The 16,527-nt window shown below is 68.6% G+C and carries 14 protein-coding genes; 7 read left to right on the plus strand and 7 right to left on the minus strand.

What is annotated here, in order from left to right:
* Positions 1–10: 10 nt before the first annotated feature.
* Positions 11–1,162, plus strand: a complete 1,152-nt coding sequence (locus tag DKG74_RS19960; RefSeq protein WP_109907943.1) for an amidohydrolase family protein — start codon at positions 11–13, stop codon at positions 1,160–1,162.
* Here the strand turns inward: DKG74_RS19960 and DKG74_RS19965 are convergent.
* On the minus strand, positions 1,154–2,365 hold the full coding sequence (locus DKG74_RS19965) for a GGDEF domain-containing protein (RefSeq protein ID WP_109907944.1): 1,212 nt from the start codon (positions 2,363–2,365) through the stop codon (positions 1,154–1,156). The two genes, DKG74_RS19960 and DKG74_RS19965, sit on opposite strands and share 9 nt — an antisense overlap.
* A gap of 89 nt (positions 2,366–2,454) precedes the next feature.
* Between DKG74_RS19965 and DKG74_RS19970 the strand changes: the two genes are divergently transcribed.
* From DKG74_RS19970 to DKG74_RS19980, 3 genes are read left to right on the plus strand one after another with little or no spacing between them, the layout of a single operon-like run.
* The gene (locus DKG74_RS19970) at positions 2,455–3,117 is read left to right on the plus strand and encodes a DUF1345 domain-containing protein (protein WP_109907945.1); all 663 of its coding nucleotides are present in this window, start codon (positions 2,455–2,457) and stop codon (positions 3,115–3,117) included.
* A gap of 2 nt (positions 3,118–3,119) precedes the next feature.
* Positions 3,120–3,800 (plus strand): TIGR02117 family protein, encoded by a 681-nt coding sequence (locus tag DKG74_RS21880; protein WP_165837775.1) that lies wholly within the window; start codon positions 3,120–3,122, stop codon positions 3,798–3,800.
* 58 nt (positions 3,801–3,858) lie between these two features.
* Entirely contained in the window at positions 3,859–5,949 is a 2,091-nt protein-coding gene (locus DKG74_RS19980; protein ID WP_109907946.1) for a transglycosylase domain-containing protein, read from the plus strand.
* On the opposite strand, the gene DKG74_RS19985 is transcribed toward DKG74_RS19980, so the two are convergent.
* The 5 genes from DKG74_RS19985 to DKG74_RS20005 form a co-directional block, all read right to left on the minus strand.
* The gene (locus DKG74_RS19985; RefSeq protein ID WP_109907947.1) at positions 5,946–6,842 is read right to left on the minus strand and encodes a type 1 glutamine amidotransferase; all 897 of its coding nucleotides are present in this window, start codon (positions 6,840–6,842) and stop codon (positions 5,946–5,948) included. The two genes, DKG74_RS19980 and DKG74_RS19985, sit on opposite strands and share 4 nt — an antisense overlap.
* A gap of 14 nt (positions 6,843–6,856) precedes the next feature.
* Positions 6,857–8,038 carry an iron-containing alcohol dehydrogenase gene (locus DKG74_RS19990; protein WP_109907948.1) on the minus strand — a complete coding sequence of 394 codons (1,182 nt, stop codon included), beginning with the start codon at positions 8,036–8,038 and terminating at the stop codon, positions 6,857–6,859.
* 13 nt (positions 8,039–8,051) lie between these two features.
* Positions 8,052–9,434 carry an aldehyde dehydrogenase family protein gene (locus tag DKG74_RS19995; RefSeq protein WP_109907949.1) on the minus strand — a complete coding sequence of 461 codons (1,383 nt, stop codon included), beginning with the start codon at positions 9,432–9,434 and terminating at the stop codon, positions 8,052–8,054.
* 10 nt (positions 9,435–9,444) lie between these two features.
* Positions 9,445–10,812, minus strand: a complete 1,368-nt coding sequence (locus DKG74_RS20000) for a glutamine synthetase family protein (protein ID WP_109907972.1) — start codon at positions 10,810–10,812, stop codon at positions 9,445–9,447.
* Positions 10,813–10,900: 88 nt separating this feature from the next.
* Positions 10,901–12,442 (minus strand): amino acid permease, encoded by a 1,542-nt coding sequence (locus DKG74_RS20005; RefSeq protein ID WP_109907950.1) that lies wholly within the window; start codon positions 12,440–12,442, stop codon positions 10,901–10,903.
* 197 nt (positions 12,443–12,639) lie between these two features.
* Here DKG74_RS20005 and DKG74_RS20010 point away from each other — a divergent pair, with 197 nt between their 5' ends.
* Entirely contained in the window at positions 12,640–13,527 is an 888-nt protein-coding gene (locus DKG74_RS20010; RefSeq protein ID WP_165837776.1) for a MurR/RpiR family transcriptional regulator, read from the plus strand.
* Here DKG74_RS20010 and DKG74_RS20015 read toward each other — a convergent pair.
* Positions 13,511–14,407 (minus strand): alpha/beta hydrolase, encoded by an 897-nt coding sequence (locus DKG74_RS20015; protein ID WP_109907952.1) that lies wholly within the window; start codon positions 14,405–14,407, stop codon positions 13,511–13,513. The two genes, DKG74_RS20010 and DKG74_RS20015, sit on opposite strands and share 17 nt — an antisense overlap.
* 176 nt (positions 14,408–14,583) lie before the next feature.
* On the opposite strand from DKG74_RS20015, the gene DKG74_RS20020 reads away from it, so the two are divergent.
* Positions 14,584–15,735, plus strand: coding sequence for an alpha/beta fold hydrolase (locus DKG74_RS20020; RefSeq protein WP_109907953.1), 1,152 nt, complete (start codon positions 14,584–14,586; stop codon positions 15,733–15,735).
* Complete coding sequence (locus DKG74_RS20025; RefSeq protein WP_109907954.1) at positions 15,732–16,523, plus strand: hypothetical protein; 792 nt, start codon at positions 15,732–15,734, stop codon at positions 16,521–16,523. Before DKG74_RS20020 ends, DKG74_RS20025 begins: the two co-directional genes overlap by 4 nt.
* The last annotated feature ends 4 nt before the right edge of the window (positions 16,524–16,527 follow it).

Below are 16,527 nucleotides of genomic sequence, written 5' to 3' on the forward strand. Positions count from 1 at the left end.
GGGTCAGGTCATGAAGGATTTCGTCGGCGCGCTGCCGCTTATCGACCATCATTGCCACGGCGTCGTCGCCCGCGATCTCGACCGGCCCGGTTTCGAGGCGTTGATGAGCGAGGGCCATCGCCCGGTGCCGGGCTGCAGCCAGTTCGACAAACCGCTGGGCCTTGCCCTGCTGCGCCATTGCCCGCCGGTGCTCGGCCTCGCGCCCCATGCCGAGCCGGGCGATTACCTGGAAATCCGCCGCACCCTCGGTTTCGAGGAGGTCTCGCGCCGGCTGATCGGCGCCAATGGCGTCGACACCCTGCTGATCGACACCGGCCACCGTTCCGACGCGATTTTCGATCCCGCGCGCATGACCGCGATCAGCGGCGTTCCATCGCGCGAGGTGGTGCGCATCGAGGCGGTGATGGAGGAAGTGGCGCGGCGGAAACCCGCCAGCGGCGCCGAACTGCGCAAGGCCTTCGAGGAGAGGCTGGCCGAGCGGTCGGCCGGGGCGGTCGGCCTCAAGTCCATCGTCGCCTATCGCACCACCTTCGACATCGACCAGTCCGAGCCGGCCGAGGCGGAGGTCGATGCCGCGGGCGACCTGTGGCTGCGCCAGCTCGACAGCGGCGAGGCGCGGCGGCTGGAAAACGCGGTGCTGATCCGCCACGGGCTTTATGTCGGTGCCCGCCTGTGCCGGGACAGGGGCTTTCCAATGCAGCTGCACGTCGGCTTCGGCGACCGCGACGTGATGATGCCGAAATGCGACCCCACGGTGTTCCTGCCCTTCATCGAGGCGATGGAGACCATGGGCGTTACCATCACCCTGCTGCACTGCTGGCCGTTCCTGCGCGAGGCGGCCTGGCTCGCCGAAGTTTTCTCCAACGTCTATGTCGATACGGGGGTCAGCCAGAATTTCACCGGCGCCTCGGCGCCCCGGGTGGTCGCCGAGATGATGGAGCTGGCGCCCTTCCACAAGCAGGTCTACAGCTCGGACGCCTTCGGCCTCGCCGAGCTGCATTACATGGGCGCGCGCCTGTTCCGCGATGCCCTGGCCGAGGTGCTGGCGGGCTGGATCGCCCGCGGCGATCTTCTGCCCCAGCGGGCGGAGCAGATCGCGCGCGCCATCGCCTTCGGCAATGCCTGCCGCATCTATGGGCTGCCGCTGCCGGCGTCAGCCTGAGAATTCGACCCGGTTGCGGCCGTTGCTCTTGGCCGCGTAGAGCGCGCGGTCGGCACGGTCGAGCAGGCTTTCCAGCGGCTCGCCCTGATGCGTGCGGGTCGCGCCGCCGACACTGATGCGGGCGTCGACGACGACGGACCCGCATTCGATGGGGTAATCGGCGACGACCCGGTTCAGCCGCAGGGCGATGTTCGCCGATTCGGCCGACCCGGTCGAGGGCAGCAGGACGGCGAATTCCTCGCCGCCGATACGGGCGATCAGATCGCCGAGACGCAAGGCCTTGCTGCAGCGGTCGGCGACGACGCGCAGCACATGATCGCCCACGGCGTGACCGTGCTGGTCGTTGATCGCCTTGAAATGGTCGATGTCGATCATCAGCAGCGACAGGTCCTCGTGCCCGAGGTCCGTATTCCGGCGCATGATTTCGCCCTGCTCGAAGAAATGGCGGCGATTGCACAGGCCGGTCAGGACATCGGTGCAGGCGAACTCGCGCCATTCCTCCTCGAGCCGGCGGCGTTCGGTCACGTCCCAGAACACGACGGTGTAGAGATCGCCGACGAAGCGGAAGCGGAACTCGAAATGGCGGTCGAGCCCGTCGGCGCAGCGCACCTTCCACTCGGCGGAGCGCGACCGGCTCTGGTCCTCGCGCGCCTCGGCGATCCGCTCCTGCCATTCGATGAAGGCGTGGCGGCGGTCGTCCTCGTCGGGAAAGCCGATGGACCACCAGTCGTCGTGATGGTCCATGCGGATGCCGGGATAATTGAAGAAATGGTCCGAGACTTCGTTGCACAGCAGCGGGCGGAAGTCGCGGTCGTAGATTTCGAGGCCGATGGGCAGGCCGGCGGCGACCTCCTCGAGACTTTCGAGCCAGGTGCGTTCGTCGGGGACGGGGTGGCCGAGGGTCACGGTGAAGCCTTCGGCGCAGGGCTCGGCGTCGAAGCAGAGGCTGCGGAAGCCGCCCCGGGTCCGGCAGGTCAGCACCAGACGGAATTCGAGGCGCCGGGCCGCCGCCGCGTGCAAGCTCTCGCTCGCTTCGTCGCCGATCGCCATGTCGAGCGGGCAGGGCAGGGCCAGATCGGCGGGCAGCATCAGGATACGGCGTGCCCCGGCATTCGCCGCGACGAGGATGTCGCCGGTGGCGTTGACGATCATGACGGGCGCCTTCACCAACCGCAGCCAATGCGGTGGTCCCTTGCTGGCCATTGTCTCTTTCCCGGCCGTAACTTGGCCATAGTGCCGTGAACCTTGTTAAGCGAGTGTTAGCAGTGCGGGTGAGGAAGGAGAGGGAATTCATGCGCTCGAGACTGAGCCGGCTGACGTTGGGGCGGCCGAGGTTCCTGCTCGCGGGATTCGTGGTCGGCGTCGGCTTCCTTCTGCTGCCGCAGGACCTGCCCGAGGGGCTGCGCCCGGTCGTCGCCTGGAATTCCGGGCTTTTCGTCTATCTGGTGGCGACGGGGGCGATGATGGTCCGCGCGACCGAGGCGGATATCCGGCGCCGCGCGCGCATCCACGACGTCCGCCAATGGGTGATCGTGCTGCTGGCGCTGATCGGCACCGGCGCCATCGTCGCCGCCCTGGTCGATTTCCTGCGGGTCGCGCGCATCGGTCAGGGCGCGGGCAGCTTGATCGACTTCGCTCTGGTGTTCTGGACCATCCTGTCGACCTTCATCATGCTGCACATGCTGTTCGCCGTGCATTACGCCCACGCCTATTACGCGGCGGTCAGCAGCGACCCGCCGCTGGCCTTCCCCGGGGGCGAGAAGCCGGATTATTTCGACTTCCTCTATTTCTCCGTCGTCGTCGGCCTGACGGCGCAGGTCTCGGACGTGGTGGTCAACAGCCGGCGCCTGCGGCGGACCGTGCTGGTCCATGGCATCATCGCCTTCTTCTTCAACACGCTGATTCTCGCGCTCATGGTCAATATCGCCGCCGGACTCGTCGGGCAGGGGGGCTGAGCGTGGGCCGGCGCCGGCTGCGGCCATGGCTCGCGCTGCTGCTCACCCCATTGGCGCCGCCGCTGCTCTATCTGCTGGCGGCGCTGGCCGGCGCCCTGCCCCTGTCGGGCGGGCGGGTGGCGGAAGGGCCGGCGACGGCGACGGTCTTCGTCGTCTCGAACGGTGCCCATGTCGACATCCTGGTGCCCCTGCGCACGCCCGCGATGGACTGGAGCGACTGGCTGCGGCCCGAGGATTTTCCGGAAGGCAACCCCTTCCTGGCGGCCTATGTCGGCTTCGGTTGGGGCGACCGCGATTTCTATCTGAACACGCCGCGCTGGTCGGACCTGACGCCGGCGGCGGCCCTGCGCGCCCTCTTCGCCTCGCGCGGCAGCCTCGTCCACGCCACGCTGTGGTATGGCACGCCGATGCCGGGGGATGCGGTGCGCAGCCTGCGCCTCGATGCCGCCGCCCATGCCCGGCTGGTCGCGGGGCTGAAGGCCGGCTTCGCGACCGACGAGAAGGGCCGGCCCCGGCCGATTCCCGGCCGCCGCTATGGTCCGTCCGATGCGTTCTACGAGGGGGTGGGGCGCTATTCGCTGGTGCTGACCTGCAACGAATGGGCGGGGCGCCGCCTGCGCGATGCGGGGGTCAGGCTCGGCTGGTGGACGCCCTTGCCCTTCGGCCTGATGTGGTCGCTGTGATCGCCTGCCGGTGCAGATTGCGGATTCACCGGGAGCCGAATCACCCCTATGGTGTGCCATGGCCGGCGTGAACCAAAGCGGAACAAAAAAGGCGGGGAACTCTCCCCGGCCGGCGCCGCGCGTCGACCGGCTGGACCGGCGCGACACGTCCGCCGCCCCCTCCTCGGGCGGATCGGGAAGGAAGGGCAAGGGCGGGGGACCGAAGCGGGGGCCGCTCTACTGGCTGGCGGTCGCCGGGGTGTGGAGCGTCGTCGTCTTCGCCGTGCTGCTGGCCTGGTTCGCCTGGGACATCCCGTCGATGAGCCGATTGAACGATATCGACCGGCGCCCGGCGATCAAGGTCGTCTCGGCCGACGGCGCGACGGTCGCGACCGTGGGCGATCTCTATGGCGATGCCCTGCCGCTGGCGCAATATCCGGACGTCCTGGTCAAGGCCGTGCTGGCGATCGAGGACCGGCGCTTCTACGACCATGGCGGTTTCGATCCCATCGGCATCCTGCGGGCGATGGTGCACAATATTCTGGCCGGCGGGCTGGAACAGGGCGGCTCGACCATCAGCCAGCAGACGGTGAAGACTGTCTTCCTGTCGCCCGAACGCTCGATCCGCCGCAAGGTGCAGGAGGCGATCCTGACCCTGCGGCTGGAAGGCCGGCTCAGCAAGGACGATATCCTCGCGCTCTATCTCAACCGGGTCTATCTCGGCTCCGGCGCTTACGGCATGGACGGCGCGGCGCGGCGCTATTTCGGCCATTCGGCGCGCCAGATGTCGCTGGCCGAGGCGGCGATGCTGGCTGGCCTGATGAAGGCGCCGTCGCGCTATTCCCCGCTCGCCGATTATGGCGCGGCGACGGCGCGGGCCGCCCTCGTGCTCGACGCCATGGTCGAGGCGGAATTCATCACCGCCGATCAGGCGGCGGCGGCCAAGGCCATGCCGGCGCGGCTGGCCGCCCGGCCCTTCAGCAACGACGCGCGCTATTTCGTCGACTGGGTGGTCGAACAGGTGGCGGATTTCGCCGGGCCCGAGGCGGGCGACCTGACGGTCTATACGACCCTCGACCGCCGCCTGCAGCAGGCGGCGGAGCGGGCGCTCGACGCCGGGCTCGACGGCGAGGGGCTGAAGCTCGACGCCGGGCAGGGCGCGCTGGTGGCGCTCGCCCCCGATGGCGCGGTGCGGGCCATGGTCGGCGGGCGGAACTATTCCGCCTCGCCCTATAACCGCGCGGTGCGGGCGCTGCGCCAGCCCGGTTCGGCCTTCAAGCTCTTCGTCTATCTCGCCGCGCTCGAGGCGGGCTTCGCGCCCGATACCATCGTCAACGACGGGCCGGTCGATATCGCCGGCTACCGGCCGACCAATTTCGAGGGTGGCTATGCCGGCGACGTCAGCCTGACCACGGCCTTCGCCCGCTCGCTCAACACTGTCTCGGTGCGGCTGCTGGCCCGGGTGGGCGCGCGGAAAGTGGTGCAGATGGCCCAGCGCCTCGGCATTTCCAGCCCCATTCCGGCCAATGCGTCCATCGCCCTCGGCAGCGCCGAGGTGACACCGCTCGAATTGACGGCGGCCTATGCCGTGCTCGCCAACGGCGGACGTTCGGCCGAGGCCTATGGCATCCGCGAGGTGCGGGGCGATGACGGCGGCATCATCTTCTCGCGCGAGCGGCCGGCGGCGGCACCCCTGCTGTCGGCTCAGGTGGTCGGTCAGATGAACCGTCTGCTCGCCGCCGTGATCAATGGCGGCAGCGGCCGTTCGGCCCAGCTCGGCCGGCCGGCCGGGGGCAAGACCGGCACCAGCCAGGATTACCGCAACGCCTGGTTCGTCGGCATCACCGGCAGCCTGGTCGCCGGGGTCTGGGTCGGCAATGACGACGGCACGCCGATGATCAAGGTCACCGGCGGCGGCCTGCCGGCCCATATCTGGAAAGATTTCATGACCGAGGCGCTGGCGGGCACGGCGGCGACGCCGCTGCCGGACGCCCCGTCCAGCGAGGACCGCGATCTCCTCGACCGGCTGGTCGATTTCCTCGGCGGCGACAGCCCGGCGGAAAGCGCGCCCGCTCCGGCATCTGCCGCCACGGCGCCCACGGCGGCCCCGCCCCGGCCTCGTCCAGGGCCGACCATCGAATATACCTATCCCACAGAAAAGCGCCGTTAGGGCGCTTTTGCCCGCGGATCGACCCTGCCCGGACGGACGGTCTGCATCGGCCGGACCAGATGCTCGATCCAGTTGGCGATGTCGCGCCAGCGCCGCGCCTTGTCCAGCACGTCGCCATCGACGCCGAGGCGCCAGGCGAGGGTGCTGTCGGCAGGGTCGGCTTCCAGCCCGTCGTAAAGGGCGATCACCCCGTCGAGCTCGGCCTGATCGCGCACGAAGCCGCCCGCGATCATCGGCGGGCCATAGCGGCGCAGCACCGCCGCCATCTCGCCGAAGGAATATTCCGGGTGATACTGCACGCCCCAGAAGATGCCCTTGTCATGACGGATTTCGGCCGCCTGCACCTCGCTGATCGCATTGCCGGCGAGGACGGTCATGCCCGGCGGCGGCGTCTCCACCTCGTCGAGATGGACGCAGAGCGCGTCGTAACAGGCGGGGCGCCCGGCCAGCAGCGGATGACGGCTGCCTGTCTCGTTCACCAGGATCTTGCGGGCGATGCCGATCTCCCGCCCCTTCGGATTGGCGCGGACGCTGCCCCCGGCGGCGACCGTCGCCACCTGCAGCCCCCAGCACGAGCCGAACATGGGCGTGCCCGCGCGAAAGCCGGCGCGCACGAGCTCGACCTGCGGCTCGATCGCCGGCCCGCCGTCATAGACATTGAGGGCGGAGCCGGTGATGGCGATGCCGTCATAGGTGGCGAGTTCGGCTTCGCCCGGCAGATTGGCGCCCGCATCGGCGGGATAGCAGATATCGACCTCGGCATCGGGGGCGAGGGCGCGCAGCACCCCGGCGTAGGATTCGCCCGAGGCGCTGCCGCCGGAAGCGATGGCCCGGGCGCGCCCTGCCGCCGTGTTGCCCTCGACCACCAGGAGGCGCAGCGCCGAGACCGCCATGGCTTGTCCTTTCGTCAGCCCGAGGCGGCGGCGAGGTCACCCGTCACCGCCGCCCGGAAAATCCGCTCCATGTCCGCCGCCTTGGCCGGGCGCGGATTGGTGCCGGTCGAGGGGTCGTGTTCCGCCATGATGCCGATCTCGCCCGCCCGGTCGAGGCCGACCTGAAGTTCCCCGAGCATGGCAGGAATGCCGAGCTGGCGGCGGAAGCTCAGCAGCCAGTCGAGCACGCCGGCGAAATCCGGCCGCGACAGGCCGAGCACCCGGCCGAGCAGGGGCATCCGCGCCTCGATCGCCGGGCGGTTGAACATCATGACATAGGGCAGCAGCACCGCATTGGCGAGGCCATGGGGCGTGTCGTAGACGACGCCGAGGGGATGGGCGATGGAATGGGTGGCGCCCAGACCCTTCTGGAAGGCGGTCGCGCCCATGGTCGCGGCGGCCAGCATCTGGCCCCGCGCCTCGATATCGCCGCCGGTGGCGAAGGCGCGCGGCAGGTAATCCTTCACGATGCGCATCCCCTCGAGGGCGATGCCGTCGGCCATCGGGTGGAAGCCCGGCGCGCAATAGGCCTCGAAACAATGGGTGAAGGCGTCGAGCCCGGTCCAGGCGGTGATATGGGGCGGCAGGCCGATGGTCAGCTCCGGGTCCTCGATGACGAGGACGGGCAGCATCTTCGGGTGGAAGATGATCTTCTTCACCCCGGCCTTGCCGTCGGTCAGCACGGCGGCGCGCCCGACCTCGGAGCCGGTGCCGGCGGTTGTCGGCACCGCGATGACGGGGGCGATGCCGGCCGGATCGGCCCGAGTCCACCAGTCGCCCACATCCTCGAAATCCCACACCGGTCGGCTTTGCCCCGACATGAAGGCGATCAGCTTGGCGACGTCGAGGGCGGAGCCGCCGCCGAAGGCGACGACACCGTCATGGCCGCCCGCCCGGTAGAGCGCGAGGCCATGGTCGAGATTGGCTTCGATCGGGTTGGAGCGGATGTCGGCGTAGAAACCGGGGGAAAGGCCGCCGGCGTGCAAGACCTCCATCGCCCGGGCGGCGATGGCGCTGTTCTCCAGGCCCTTGTCGGTGACGAACAGGGGCCTCGCGATGCCGGCGCCGCGGCAGGCCTCGGCCAGTTCGGCGATGCGCCCGGGGCCGGCGAGGATGCGGGTCGGATAGTTCCAGGCGCCTTTCAGGGGGGCGGTCATGATCGGTCGTCCTTCACAGGGCGGTGCGCAGGTGGAAGCTCTTCGGCCGGGTCAGATGTTCGTAGCCGACGCGCGACAGGGTGGCGCCGCGCCCGGTGTCCTTCACCCCGGTCCAGGCCAGGGCGGGGTCGAGGTAATCGCAGCGGTTCATGAAGACGGTGCCCGTCTCCAGACGGTCGCCGATGGCCTCGGCCGCGCCCGCGTCCATGGTCCAGATCGCGGCGGTCAGGCCATAGGGGCTGTCGTTCATCAGGGCGATGGCTTCCTCGTCGGACGAGACCTTCATGATCCCGGCGACCGGGCCGAAAGTCTCCTCGGTCATCACGCGCATGGTGTGGTCGACATCGACGAGAACCTGCGGCGCGAGATAGGGCGTGCCCGCCTTGTCGGCAGCGAAACCCTTCGGGTCGACCAGGGCGCGGGCCCCCTGCGCCACCGCCTCGGCGACCTGGGCGCGGACGAAATCGGCGGCACCCGCCCGGACCATGGGGCCGAGATTGGTCGCCGGGTCGGTCGGATCGCCGAGGCGATATCCCCTGGCGAAGGCGACGACCCCCTCGACGAAGGCGTCGAAGAGGCGGTCGTGGACATAGACCCGTTCGATGCCGCAGCAGCTCTGCCCCGAATTGAAGAAGATGCCGTCGGCGATATTCTCGATGGCGTGGGCGAGGTTGGCGTCGGCCCGGACATAGGCCGGATCCTTGCCGCCCAGCTCCAGCCCCGCGGTGGCGAAACCGCCGTCCAGCGCGCGGACGACGGCATGGCCGCCGGAGACGGAACCGGTGAAGCAGACATGGGCGATACGCCGGTCGGATATCAGCTTCGCGGTATCGCCATGGGACAGGTCGAGATGCTGGAACACGCCCGGCGGCAGGCCGGTGGCATCGGCCGCGGCCTGGAAGCGGTCGGCGACCAGCGGGGTCTGGTGGCTGTGCTTGAGGATCACCACATTGCCGGCGGCGAGGGCGGGCACGATGGCGTTGATCGCGGTCAGGTAAGGGTAATTCCATGGCGTCACGACCGCGACGACGCCGAGCGGCACCCGTTTCACCGCGCGGGCAAAGCCCGGCTTCGGCCCGGGATCGACGGGGGCCAGCGCCTCTTCCGCGATGCCCAGCATGAAGCGCGCCCGCTCCTCCAGCCCGCGGACCTCGCCCGGGGTCTGGGAAATCGGGCGTCCCATCTGCCAGGTGATCTCGGGCGCGATCTGCGGCCCCGCCGCGACGAGGTGATCGACGAGGGCGGAGACGAGGCGCAGCCGGGTGGCGAGCGGGGTGGCGGCCCAGCGCGGGGCGGCGCCATGGGCGGCGTCCAGCACGGTTTCGATCCGGGCGCCGGTGGCGAGGGGGCGTTCGACGAGCACGCGCCCGTCGACAGGACTGACGGTCTTCAGCATGGCCGATCCTTCAGATGATCTCGAAATAGCGGGCCAGCTGCCAGTCGGTGATGGCGCGGCGGGCCTCCCGCTCCTCCCAGTCGCGGGTCGCGACGTAATGCTCGACGAAGGCATCGCCGAACAACTCGCGCGCCGGCTTCGAGCGGGCGAGCCGTGCCGCCGCCTCGCCGAGCGAGCGGGGCAGCCGGCGCCTCGCGGCATGTTTCACCGCATAGGAATTGCCAACGATGGGGGCGTCCGGCTCGATCCGGTGCTCGATCCCCCACAGGCCGGAGCCGATGGCGGCGGCGAGGGCGATATAGGGATTGATGTCCGCTGCCGCCACCCGGTATTCGACCCGCTGGCTCTTCGGGCTGCCGGGGATGACGCGCAGCGCGCAGGTGCGGTTCTCCACCCCCCAGGTCGCGTCGGTCGGCGCCCAGAAGCCGGGGATCAGCCTTGTGTAACTGTTCACGGTGCAGGCGACCATGGACAGGAATTCGGGCATCAGCGCCTGCTGGCCGCCGACGAACCAGCGCATGGTGTCGGACATGTTGTGCGGCTGGCGCTCGTCGTGGAACAGCGGTTTGCCGTCCCGCCCCTGCAGCGAGACGTGGAGATGGCCCGATTGCCCCGGCCAGTCGTGGGACCATTTGGCCATGAAGGTCGCCATCAGGTCGCGGCGCTGGGCGAAGATCTTGGTGAAGGTCTTGAACAGGGCCGCCCGGTCGGCGGCTTCGAGCGCGTCCGAATAGGTGATCGCGGCCTCGAGGACGCCGGCCCCGGTTTCGGTGTGCAGGCCTTCGATGGGGATGCGCATCGCCTCGCATTGCGCCAGCAGGCCTTCGTAGAAATCCGACTGGGCGGCGGCACGCAGCATGGAGTAGCCGAAGAAACCGGGGGTGAGGGTGCGAAGGCCGCGATAGTGTTTCTCGCGCACCGAATGCGGTGTCTCGTCGAAGACGAAGAACTCGAATTCGGCCGCCGCCGTCACCTTCATCCCCATGCCGGCGGCGCGCGCCAGCACACGGCGCAGGGCGCCGCGCGGGCAGACCGCCTCCGCCCCTTCGGCGAATTCGCCGAGGAACAGCAGCATGTCGCCTTCCCCCGGCACCGGCCGGCAGGTCTCGGGCAGGATGCGCACCGGCGCGTCCGGATAGGCGGTGTGCCAGCCGGTGTAACTGGTGTTGTCATAGAGCTGGTCGTTGGAATCCCAGCCCAGCACGACGTCGCAGAAGCCGAAGCCGTTGTCGAGGGCCGAGAAGAACTTGTCCCGCGACATGTATTTGCCGCGCATGATGCCATCGGTATCGAACACGCCGACCTTGATGTGGCTAAGGCCGCGTTCGTCGACGATCGCCCGCGCATCCCTGATGGACGCGACGTCACCTGGCTGCATGGCAACCATCCTCCCTTTTTATTTTCATTGTGACCCCGGGCCGGTCGAGCGGCCCGGGGGTGCGCGTCGTCTTTGAAGGCGAAGGGGCCTAGCCCTTTTCACCCACCGCGGCTTCCGCCGCCTTGATGTCGGCGAGGCGCTTCTTGATCACGTCGCCGACGGGCGGACCCTTGAAGCGCTTGCGCTCGATCACGAACCAGCCGAACACGAGCAGCACCAGGATGCCAAGCCCGTAATTGATCAGGATGTCGTTCGGCGGCTGCAGGCCGAGGAAGGTGAGGCCAAGCGCGAAGAGCACGGTGATCGCCGCGAAAGGCTTCGAGAAGATGCCGAGACGGAACGGCCCGAAGGTCGTCCAGCTCTTGCCCTCGGCGAGGAGGCCGGCACCGATCGGCATCGCATAGGAGAGATAGAGGAACACGGCGCAGCCCGCGGCCAGCGCGGCGAAGGCGGGCGAATAGAGCGTCGAGACGAAGGCGAGCACCGCCGCCGTCCACACCGCCTGCACCGGGGTCCGGTAGGTGGGGCTGACCTTGGCCAGCACCTTGGGCAGGCCGCCGTCGCGCGCGAAGGCGAAGATCATGCGCGAGAAGGAGGTCATGCCGGCGAGGGCGCAGAGATAATTCGCCGCGACGATGCCGATATAGAGGATGTCCTTCAGCGGCCCCGGAATGCCCGAGCCGTCGATGGTCCAGAAGATGACGTTCAGGCCCTGCTTGGCGCCTTCCGTCGTGTCCGGCATGGCCAGCACGAAGGAGCAGATCATGAAATAGCCGAACAGGAACGACCAGAACACCGAGGCGAGCATACCGCGCGGCACGCTGGTCTGGGCCGAGCGTGTCTCTTCCGAGGTATGGGCCGAGGCGTCGAAGCCGGTGACCGTATAGGCGGGCAGCAACATGCCGATGCCGAAGGCCATGATGGCCGAGCCCGTCATCGGCCAGACGCCGCCGCCGGCATCGCCCGTGTTGTTGGTGAAGGTGAACAGCCGGCCGATGTCGATCGACGGCGCCGAGAACAGCAGGGCCGCGGTCAGCACGATGGCGACGACGAGGATGAGATAGCCCGAGAAATCGGTCAGGATCGTCGTCGCGCGGATGCCGATGTGATTGAACAGGGCCTGGCTGGCGAGGATCAGCGCCACCGCGATGATCTGGTGCGTGAGGCCGAAGCCCGAGACATCGACGCCGAAGACGCCGCCGAGCACGAGATCCTTGAACAGCAGCCAGACGCCGACGTCGACCGAGGCGACGACGAAGACGAGGCCGAGCAGGTTGATCCAGGCGCAGGCCCAGCCCCAGCCCCGGCCGCCGAGGATCGAGGCCCAGTGGTAGAGGCCGCCCGCCGTCGGATAGGCGGAGGCGATCTGGCCCATGGACGCCGCGACGATCAGCGAAAAGGCGCAGGACAGCGGCCAGCCGATGCCGATGGCCGCCCCGCCCCCCGCGGAGAAGCCGAGCTGGAAGGCGGTGATGCCACCCGCCAGGATACAGATGATCGAGAAGGAGATGGCGAAATTGGAAAAGGCGCTCATGCGCCTTTCCAGCTCCTGGGCGTAGCCCATGCTGTGCAAGACCTGAACATCCTTGTGATGTTCGGACGCGCTATAGCCTTCAGACGGACCTGACATGATTGCACTTCCCCGCACATGTTGCGAAATCACAATCGACGAAGCCACTTCCCTGGCAGGCGTTTTCACCTGTCGTATTTTGAATGAGCGTTCCAAAGCTGTTGAAGTCTGTCAATGACGGAACGATCTGTCCAAAATCGACAGCGACTTTTTTTTGACGGCGGAAGTCCCGCTCCGGCAGGATGGAGGACGGAAACATGACGAAAGCAGCCCCCGCCCGCCGTCGCCCCGCCCATGAGACGGTGCTCGACCGCATTCATCGCTCCATGCCATCGCTGACCCCGCGGGAAGCGCGGGCGGCCGGCCATCTGGCGGCGACCTATCCGATCGCCGGCCTCGGCTCCATGGGCGCCTTCGCCCGGGGCGCCGGGGTCAGCCCGCAATCGGTGCTGCGCCTGCTGGCCAAGCTGGGTTTTCCGGGCTATGGCGCCTTCCAGGCGGCGCTGAAGCACGAGGTGGCGATGGGCCTGCCCTCGCCCCTCGACCGGCTGACCGCGACCTCCAAGGGCTCGCGCGTCCATGATTTCCTCGACCGTTTCGCCGCCCGCGCGGCCGAGAATGTCGCCTCGACCTTCGCCCAGCTCTCGCGCGCGGATTTCGAGAGGGCGGCGCGCCTGCTGGCCGAGCCGAAGCGCCGGCTGCAACTCGTCGGCGGCCGCTTCACCCAGACCCTCGCCCATCTGATGGCGCTGCATCTCGACATCATCCGGGGCAATGTGCTGCGCCCGGATGCGCAGGCGCTGGCCTGGGCCGACCGCCTCGCCGACATCGGCCGGCAGGATATCGTCGTCGTCTATGACATCCGGCGTTACCAGCCGGATCTGGTGCGCTTCGCCGCCGCCGCCGCCGAGCAGGGCGCCGAGGTCATCCTGATGACCGACAGCCTGTCGGCCCCGGCCGCCGCCCATGCCCGCATCACCCTCGCGGCCGAGATCGGCATGGAGGGGACCTGGGATTCGGCGGCCGCCCTGCTGACCCTGGGCGAGGCGCTGATCGCCCGGGTCAGCGAACTGGCCCAGCCCCGCCTGAAGGCGCGGCTGGCCCGGATCGAAACCTTGCGCGCGAAGCTCAGAGGTGACGGCTGAACCAGTCCGCCTGCGCGGGGGCGGAGCGCGCGAACATCGCGCCCGTATAGGCATCGAAATGGCCGCAGGGCAGGACCAGCAGCGACTTCGGCTCGAGCGCGGTCTCATAGGCGGCGAGGGTCATGTCCGCCGGCGTCAGATGATCGTCGCGGGCGACCACCATCATCAGCGGCGTCGGGCCGATGCGCGGGATATGGGGCCAGGGTTCGTATTCGGCGAACAGCTCCACCGAATGCAGGGTGACCGCATTGACCCAGGTGGTGTCCGGGTGCGTGCGGCGGTGATTGTCGAAGAAGGCCCAGCTGTCGGGCGTGGGCAGGGCGCTGGGGCCGTTCCCTTCGTCGACGACGGGGATCATGGCCGGCGCCGCGCCCTGCAGCCGCGCCCGGCGGTCGGCGTCGAAATTGGCGCGCAGGCCCGCCCAGTAATCGCCCCGGATCAGGCGCCGGGCCGCTTCCAGACCGCCGACCAGCGGCACCTGCGAGACGACGGCCTTCACCCGCCGGTCGATGGCGGCGACGACGAGGACATGGCCGCCGGAATAGGACGAGCCCCAGATGCCGATCCGCGCCGGATCGACGCCCGGCAGGGTCTCGGCATGGCTGATGGCGTCGCGGTAACCCCTGATCTGGGCGACCGGATCGACATGGCCATGCGGGCTGCCGTCGCTCGCGCCCAGGTTGCGGTGGTCGTAGACCAGGCAGGCGAGACCGTGGCGCGAGAAATACTCGGCGAAATCGTCGAGATGCATCTCGCGCACCGCCGAAAAGCCGTGGGCCATGACGATCGTCGGCGCCGGACCCGCGACCCCTTGCGCCGGATAGAACCAGCCTCGCAGGGTGACGCCGTCTTCCGTCCTGAACTCGATATTCTCGCGCATGTGTCTCCTCCCTGTTTCGGGGGAGCATCGGCATTCATCGGGGCGCGCGTGATCCCCTATATGGGTGGGACGAGCCTTGCAAAGGGCGAGGGCGCGCGATAAGCCGGGATTGTTCAGTTGTGTCATGGGAATACGCGGCGGGGCGGGGCCCGCGTCTCTGGCCGAGGTGGCAAGGCATGGTGCTGGACCGGATGGTGCGGTTTTCGAGTTTCGCGGGCGAACGCGCGGTGCAATGGATCAGCAACGCGGTCGAGACGACCCTGTTCGCCGAGAATTTCGACGTCTCGGAACAGACGCCCTATGACGTCGTGGCGCGCAATGGCCTGATGACCCTGCGCTATTACCCGCCGCTGAAGGACAGCGAGATCGAGGTCGGCGGCGAGACCATGCCGGTGGCGACGGCGCGGCATCCGATTCCCGTCCTGCTGGTGCCGCCGCTGGCGGCCGACCCGCTGAATTTCGATCTTCTGCCTAACCGCTCGCTGGTGAAATTCCTGCTGGCCAAGGGCTTCAAGGTCTATCTGGTCGATTTCGGCTCGCCCAAGACCCGCCATGCCGATTACGGCCTCGCCGACTATGCCGCGCGGATGCTGCCCGACGCCATCGCCGCCCTGCGCGACCATCATGGCGGGCGCCAGCTTTCCCTGCTCGGCTACTGCATGGGCGGGCTGTTCACCCTCGTCTATCAGGGCTGGGCGGCCGATCTGGACATCCGCAACATCGTGACCATCGCCGCGCCCATCGACTCGACCGCGGTCGGCATGGCCGGCGGCCTCGTCGAGGCGATGCAGGTGCCGATCCGCCTGATCCGCCGCCTGACCCCCTTCCGCATCGACAAGATCAGCGCGAAGCGCCTGATGATGCCGGGCTGGATGGCCAGCAATATCTTCAAGCTGTCCAACCCGGTCGGTGTCATTCAGGGTTACGCCGACCTCCTGATGAACCTGTGGGACCGGGAATATCTGCGGGAAAACCGCACCGTCGCGAAATGGTTCAACGACATGCACGCCTATCCGGGCGGCATCGTGAAGGATTTCGTCGTCCGCGTCGGCCTCGACAACGCGCTGGCCAAGGGCAGGATCGAGCTGGCGGATGGTGTGACCAGCGATTTCTCGGCCATCACCTGTCCCTATCTCGCCATCGCCGGCAAGACCGACCAGATCGTCACCCTGGATGCCGCGCGCAAGGTGATGGAGGTGGTGCCCGCCGCCGACAAGCAGTTCGCCGAGGCCCCGGGCGGCCACGCCGGCGTCTTCGCCGGATCGAAGGCACCGGTGACGACCTGGACCATCGCCGCCGACTGGCTGGCGCTGCGCTCGGCCGCGTGAGGGTCGGGGCCGCTTGCCTCGTCCTCGGCGCGGCGCTGGCCGCGCCCCCGCCTGCCGCCGCCGCCTGGACCGAGCGCCCGGGCGAAGGCCTCGCCATCGTCAGCTTCACCCTGAAGAGCGCCGACCGCCGTTTCGACGGGGCGGGCGCGTCCCGTCTTGCGGACGGCAGCCGCAAGCGCGAGGTCTCGATCTATGCCCAATACGGTCTCGACGAGACGCGGACCCTGATCCTGCAGCCGGTCTGGACCCGGTTCGAGACCGCTGACGTCAGCACCGAGGGGCCATCGACCCTCAGCCTCGGCCTGCGCCAGCGCCTGCTGGCCGAGGGGCCGGATGTCGTCTCGGTACAGCCCCTGATCCGCCTGCCGCTGGCGAGCGGCGAGCGGGGCAGCCAGCTCGGCCAGGGCGAGATCGAGGGGGAAATCCGCCTCCTCTGGGGCCATGGCTTCGCCTTCGGTTTCGACAATCCTTTCGACGAACGTACCGAGGTCGCGGGCTTTACCGTCGTCGAATGGGGGCCCCGCGTGCCCGAGGGCGGGCGGGGGGCGCATATCGAAAACGATATCACCCTCGGCTTCCGGGTCGACGATGGCGACCTTATGCTGGTGCAGCTGTTCAATACCTGGCCGCTGGGGGCGCCGCATCGGCGCAAGCATCAGCTCCAGCCCTCGACCGTGATGGATCTGGGGGACGGGGTGTCGCTGCAGACCGGTGCTGTCTACACCTATGCCGGGGCCGGCGTGCCGGCGGAGCTGGGTGCCATTCTCGGCCTGTGGCTGCGCTTCTGAAGCG

It is taken from the genome of Zavarzinia aquatilis, assembly GCF_003173035.1.
GTDB classification, from domain to species: Bacteria; Pseudomonadota; Alphaproteobacteria; order Zavarziniales; family Zavarziniaceae; genus Zavarzinia; species Zavarzinia aquatilis.

Bases quoted from the DNA above. Each gene is read 5' to 3' on its own strand.
- DKG74_RS19995 (WP_109907949.1), bottom strand. From the start codon at position 9,434: ATGCTGAAGACCGTCAGTCCTGTCGACGGGCGCGTGCTCGTCGAACGC.
- DKG74_RS20000 (WP_109907972.1), bottom strand. From the start codon at position 10,812: ATGCAGCCAGGTGACGTCGCGTCCATCAGGGATGCGCGGGCGATCGTC.
- DKG74_RS19980 (WP_109907946.1), top strand. From the start codon at position 3,859: ATGGCCGGCGTGAACCAAAGCGGAACAAAAAAGGCGGGGAACTCTCCC.
- DKG74_RS19960 (WP_109907943.1), top strand. From the start codon at position 11: ATGAAGGATTTCGTCGGCGCGCTGCCGCTTATCGACCATCATTGCCAC.
- DKG74_RS19985 (WP_109907947.1), bottom strand. From the start codon at position 6,842: ATGGCGGTCTCGGCGCTGCGCCTCCTGGTGGTCGAGGGCAACACGGCG.
- DKG74_RS20005 (WP_109907950.1), bottom strand. From the start codon at position 12,442: ATGTCAGGTCCGTCTGAAGGCTATAGCGCGTCCGAACATCACAAGGAT.
- DKG74_RS19965 (WP_109907944.1), bottom strand. From the start codon at position 2,365: ATGGCCAGCAAGGGACCACCGCATTGGCTGCGGTTGGTGAAGGCGCCC.
- DKG74_RS19990 (WP_109907948.1), bottom strand. From the start codon at position 8,038: ATGACCGCCCCCCTGAAAGGCGCCTGGAACTATCCGACCCGCATCCTC.
- DKG74_RS20010 (WP_165837776.1), top strand. From the start codon at position 12,640: ATGACGAAAGCAGCCCCCGCCCGCCGTCGCCCCGCCCATGAGACGGTG.
- DKG74_RS20015 (WP_109907952.1), bottom strand. From the start codon at position 14,407: ATGCGCGAGAATATCGAGTTCAGGACGGAAGACGGCGTCACCCTGCGA.
- DKG74_RS19970 (WP_109907945.1), top strand. From the start codon at position 2,455: ATGCGCTCGAGACTGAGCCGGCTGACGTTGGGGCGGCCGAGGTTCCTG.
- DKG74_RS20020 (WP_109907953.1), top strand. From the start codon at position 14,584: ATGGTGCTGGACCGGATGGTGCGGTTTTCGAGTTTCGCGGGCGAACGC.